Below are 4,884 nucleotides of genomic sequence, written 5' to 3' on the forward strand. Positions count from 1 at the left end.
GACCGCGGCGAGCACGGGGTCGTCCAGATGGTCTCCGCCGGAGAAGAATTGGTCGGCGAGTTGCTGCAACCGCATGCCGCGGACGTCGGCGCTCAGCCCGGGGTCGAGGTCGTCGAGGATGTCGTCGGCATAGCGCGCGAAACCGTAGAGGGCGTGCACGGCCGGACGTTGGTCGGGCGCCAGCAGGCGGGTGGCCAAGAAGAAGGTGCGGCCGTGCGCGGCGTTGAGTTCGCGGCAGCGCCGATAACCCTCGCGCAGGCGCGGATCGTCGATCCCGGCCGCGTCCAATTCGCTGCGAATCATATCAGCCCGGCCCTCATGTCGTGGTGCGTCGTCATCCGGTTGGCTCGGCCGGCGCTGGGGCCGGTGACGCGGTCGGCGGCTAGCCGACCCGAGATCAGCGTGGTGGGGACGCCGACGCCGGGCACGGTTGACGAGCCGGCCAGCACCGCGTTTTCGACGCCGCGCACCATGTTGGCCGGCCGGAAGGGGCCCGTCTGCCCGAAGGTGTGGGCCAGCGCGAAGGGGCTGCCCGCCGCCATGCCCTGACGCGCCCAGTCCGCGGGCGTGACGGTGTCCAATACCGTTGCGTCCTCGGCCAACCCGGGCAGTAGCCGCGCCGCGACCTCGTCGATCAGGGTGTCGACATAACGCGCCCCGACGGTGTCCCAGTCGATGGGCCCGCGATCCAGGTTCGGCGCGGGGGCGAGCACGTACAGCAGGTCGTGCCCGTCCGGGGCCAGGGCGGGGTCGCTCGCCGTCGGGCGGGTGACCAGCAGCGAGGGATCCCGCATCAGGCGGCCGTCGCGGATGATGTCGGTGAAGGTCTGATCCCAGGAATCGCCGAACAGGATCGTGTGATGGGCCGCGTCGGAGGCGACGCGGCGGGAGCCCAGGTGGGCCACGACCGCCGAAGGCGCCGGCCGCAGCCGCACGGGGCGGCGCGGTGTGCGGCCCAACAGTTCATAGGTCTGCGGCAGTTCGGTGGTCAGCACCACCGCGTCGCACGCGATGGGGTCCAGGCGATCCGTCAGCACGGCCCTGACCCGTCCGGCGGCGCGGTCGAGCCCGGTAACGGTGGCGTTGTAACGGAATTCGACCCCCGCATCGGCGGCGGCCGCGGCCAGTGCGTCGGGAAGCGCGCGAACCCCGCCGCGCGGGAAGAACACGCCCGCGACGGTGTCCATGTAGGCGATGACCGCGTACACGGCCAGGGCGTTCCGCGGCGCCACGCCCGCGTACAGGGATTGGAACGTGAAGACCCGTTGCAGCCGGGGGTCGCTGATATGCCGCTTCACCACGCGATCCCACTTGCGGAAGCCGCCGATCGCCGTCAGCCGCGCCAACTGCGGCGTGAGCAACGACAGCGGGGAGTCGAAGTTGGCGGCGATGAACCCGTCGAATTCGATCCGGTACAACCGCTGCAGCCACTCGCGCAGCCGCCGGTAGCCCGCTGCCTGCCCGGATCCGGCGAACTCTGCAATGGCGGTGGTCATCCGGTCGGGGTCGGTGTGCACGTCGAGCGCGCTGCCGTCGGCGAACACCGCCCGGTAGGCCGGGTCAAGCGGCAGCAATTCCAGCCGGCCCGACCGGCTCTGGCCGGCGGCCGCGAAAGTCTCGTCGATGATGTCCGGCATCGTGAGCACCGTCGGCCCGGTGTCGATTCGATAGCCGTCGACGTCGAGGCGGCCGGCGCGCCCCCCCGGCCAGGGGTGGCGTTCCACCACCGTGACCGCGCGTCCACGGCCGGCCAGATGCAGCGCGGCGGACAGACCGGCCAGGCCGGCCCCGATCACCACGACGCGCTCGCTGCGTCCTTCGATGGTCCGCATGTCAGCATGCTCCCAAACTTGCGTCGCTCATTCGGCGCGATCCGTGCAGGCGGTCGCCATTTCCTCCAGCGCGGTGCGAACGGGTCCGTCGATCGAGGCGTCGTCGAGGTGTTCGCGCGCGGCCGCGACCCGGTCGCTGATCATCTGCTCGATCAGCTGGACCGCCCCCGTCCCCACGATCAGCTTTTTGCATCGATCGAGCGCTTCACCGTCGAGGGCGTGGCCGTTCATCAGTTCGGTCAGTTCGGCCCGGGTGGACGCATCGGCGAGCTGGTGGGCGGTCACCACGAGGCTGGTTGCCTTGCGCTCCAACAGGTCTCCGGCGGCCGGCTTCCCGGTGATCGCCGGCGAGCCGAAGACGCCGAGCACGTCGTCGCGAAGCTGAAAGGCTTCCCCGATGGCGGCGCCGTACCGGCCGAGTCGGCTCAGCGTCCGATCGTCGCAATCGGACATCGCCGCGCCGATCTCCAACGGCCGCCGCACGGTGTAGTTGCCCGACTTGCGGCGGGCCACGTCCAGCACGGCATCCAGGGTAGGCATGCGCCGGACATCGCTCACCAGGTCGGCGAACTGGCCCAGCGCAAGCTCGGTGCGCATCGTGTCGTAGCGCGGCCAGGCGCGCTGCAACCGACGGGCATCGACACCGCTCTCGCGCAGCATCTGCTCCGACCAGATCAGGCAGAGGTCACCCAGCAGGATGGCGGCCGATTCGCCGAACCGCGCCGACGAGCCGGACAGCCCGCGCGCGCGGTGCCATTGGGAAAATTGCAGGTGTGCCGACGGGCGCCCCCGCCGTTCGGCCGAACCGTCCATGACGTCGTCCTGCAGCAGCGCGAATACGTGCAGCAGCTCGAAACTGGCCGCCGCCCGCAGCGCCGCCCGGTCGGGCGCGGCACCGCAGAGCCACCCCAAGTACATGAAGGTCGACCGCAGACACTTGCCGCCAGACGCGAACGCCATCAGGATGTCGCCGGCGGCGTCGACGCGGGTGTCGTCCAACTGGGAGCGCCGGGGTTCGACGAAGTCGCAGAGGAGGGCGAGCACGCCGTTCCGCACGCTCGAGCGCCACTCGTCGAAGGGGGCGGTGCCCGGCCAGTCCGCCGCAGCTGCCGGCGACTCGGTGGCGGGTGTCAACGACAAAGCACCCATCTTGGCCACGCGCTCCCTCCTGGACGGCTTGGCATTCCCAGGTCGGGACGGCTCAAACACGCGCCGCCATCTCCGCTGTTCGGAGGCGAAGAACCGGCCCATGCCGTCGCCGCGATCCCGCTCCGATCAGCCCTTCCCAACCTCGGACGACTTACCCATCACCTTCAATAACTTAAACATTAACTTACTGAAATTGTCCTCGGTTCGCCAGTCGTGGTCACGTCTCGTCCCCTGTGCCATCGTCGCCGGAGGTCCATTTCAATCAATTAACCATTAACGAACTGAACTGTGTGCCGGTTCAGGGATATGCTCACTTTGTTATGGAAGCTGAAGAGCAGCGCCTGCGCCGCGATGTGCTGGAGTCGCTGATCTCGGCCGATCTGCGGGAGATATCGACCGAATCCGACCAGATCGGTCGGCAATTCGCGATGTTACATCGTCTGCGGCCCAATGACTTCCGTGCATTGATGTACATCATGGTGGCAGAAGCCGCGGGGCGGCCGATGACCTCGGGCGACCTCAGTCATCGGATGGGGCTGTCCGGTTCGGCGATCACCTACCTGGTGGATCGGTTGATCGACTCGGGCCACATCCGGCGCGATTCCCACCCCGATGACCGCCGCAAGGTCATCCTGCGCCACGGGGAATCCGGCCTGGCCACCGCCCGGTCGTTCTTCAGTCCGCTCGATGCCCACAGCCGGGTCGCCCTCGAAGAGTTACCCGACGCCGACCTGATGGCAGCGCATCGTGTGCTCGGTGCGGTCATCGACGCCATGCAACGATTCCAGGGCGAACTCGCAGTGCCCCAGGAGTGATCGGCGACTTCGCCGCGTCCGCCCGGGCGCTTGGGGCCGTTTGGCGCCGTTGCCCGCGGGTATACGCGACTCAACTCAAGTGTCCGACAAAAATCCCTCGGACGGACATGAGGGGTGGTGGGGCCCAATGGAAATGGCCAGCGGGCGAAACACTCGCGTGGCGATCGCCTTCGCCTTCACGATTGCGATAACGGTGGTCGGCTACCCGGCCCCCGCGACGGCCACCCCGGCCGTCACGGCCTTTCCCGGTATGGAGATCCGCCAAGGCGGGGCCGTGTGCATGGTGGGGTTGGTCGAGCCCCGGCTGCGGGTCGCGGTGACCAGCGGTCAATGCGGTAACGGGGAGTCGGACGTCACCGACCACGACGGAAACCCGGTGGGCAAGGTCGTGCTCGCCCGTCGCCAGGCCGCCGACGACGTGGCGGCGAGTCGCGCGATGTCGCCCGTCGAGTACGAAGTCATCGCGCTCGGCCCCGACGTGACCGCCTCGGACCAGTTGCCGACCGGCCGGCAACTGAAGTCTTCCCCGGGCCTGCGTGCGCAGCCGGGGCTGCCGGTGTGCCAGTTTCGTCGATCGGTCGGCCAGCGGTGCGGATCGATCACCTCCGTCAGCGAAGGGCGGTTCATCATCGCCGACGTGGCCGTCGACAGTCGTGACTTCGGTGGACCGGTCTATGCCCTGACCGACGACAACGCGGCCGTGATCGTCGGGCTTTTCGAAGGGATGTGGGGATCGGTGCCCGAGATGGAGTCGTGGCAGGCGGTCATGCAGCAGGTCTACATCGACGGCCGGGCGCAAAACCAGCAGCCGCAACCACCCGGGGAACCGCACATGGTCGGCCTGCGGGTGCCCGCGTAAACCGGTCCGGCATCTGCCGACGCGCCGCTGAAACCCAAACACCCGGGCGGAGCCCTGGGGAATCGACGTCGCACCGGCGCGTTTCCGACGCGGGGAAAGGGGAACCCGCCGCCGGTGAGCGTTTCCGATCTTGTCGCACTGCCCTTCCAGTGGGGCTCCGCCATCCGGGGCAAACGGTTGTTTCATCCGATCGGGGTTCTGGCGGAGGGCTTCATCGAACGGGTCGCCC

The 4,884-nt window shown here is 68.7% G+C and carries 5 protein-coding genes and 1 pseudogene; 3 read left to right on the top strand and 3 right to left on the bottom strand.

Annotated features, from left to right (window positions below; all coding sequences use genetic code 11):
• The 3 genes from A9X05_RS19300 to A9X05_RS19310 all read right to left on the bottom strand — a co-directional run.
• Window positions 1–303: squalene/phytoene synthase family protein (locus A9X05_RS19300; RefSeq protein WP_197499131.1), on the bottom strand; the 303-nt coding region annotated here is incomplete at its 3' end.
• Window positions 300–1,832, bottom strand: coding sequence for a phytoene desaturase family protein (gene crtI, locus A9X05_RS19305; protein ID WP_067783452.1), 1,533 nt, complete (start codon window positions 1,830–1,832; stop codon window positions 300–302). The genes crtI and A9X05_RS19300, both read right to left, overlap by 4 nt.
• Window positions 1,833–1,859: 27 nt before the next feature.
• On the bottom strand, window positions 1,860–2,981 hold the full coding sequence (locus A9X05_RS19310; RefSeq protein ID WP_082971014.1) for a polyprenyl synthetase family protein: 1,122 nt from the start codon (window positions 2,979–2,981) through the stop codon (window positions 1,860–1,862).
• Window positions 2,982–3,301: 320 nt separating this feature from the next.
• On the opposite strand from A9X05_RS19310, the gene A9X05_RS19315 reads away from it, so the two are divergent.
• From A9X05_RS19315 to A9X05_RS32285, 3 genes and pseudogenes are all read left to right on the top strand, one after another.
• Window positions 3,302–3,796, top strand: coding sequence for a MarR family winged helix-turn-helix transcriptional regulator (locus tag A9X05_RS19315; RefSeq protein ID WP_067751072.1), 495 nt, complete (start codon window positions 3,302–3,304; stop codon window positions 3,794–3,796).
• Between the two features lie 127 nt (window positions 3,797–3,923).
• Window positions 3,924–4,655 carry a hypothetical protein gene (locus tag A9X05_RS19320; protein ID WP_067751066.1) on the top strand — a complete coding sequence of 244 codons (732 nt, stop codon included), beginning with the start codon at window positions 3,924–3,926 and terminating at the stop codon, window positions 4,653–4,655.
• Between the two features lie 114 nt (window positions 4,656–4,769).
• A pseudogene (locus tag A9X05_RS32285) lies at window positions 4,770–4,884 on the top strand (phosphodiesterase); the annotation flags it as partial.

The sequence above is a fragment of the Mycobacterium sp. E3298 genome (assembly GCF_001666895.1).
Taxonomy (GTDB): domain Bacteria; phylum Actinomycetota; class Actinomycetes; order Mycobacteriales; family Mycobacteriaceae; genus Mycobacterium.

Coding starts and splice junctions, on each gene's coding strand:
- crtI (WP_067783452.1), bottom strand. CDS start 1,832: ATGCGGACCATCGAAGGACGCAGCGAGCGCGTCGTGGTGATCGGGGCC.
- A9X05_RS19310 (WP_082971014.1), bottom strand. CDS start 2,981: ATGGGTGCTTTGTCGTTGACACCCGCCACCGAGTCGCCGGCAGCTGCG.
- A9X05_RS19315 (WP_067751072.1), top strand. CDS start 3,302: ATGGAAGCTGAAGAGCAGCGCCTGCGCCGCGATGTGCTGGAGTCGCTG.
- A9X05_RS19320 (WP_067751066.1), top strand. CDS start 3,924: ATGGAAATGGCCAGCGGGCGAAACACTCGCGTGGCGATCGCCTTCGCC.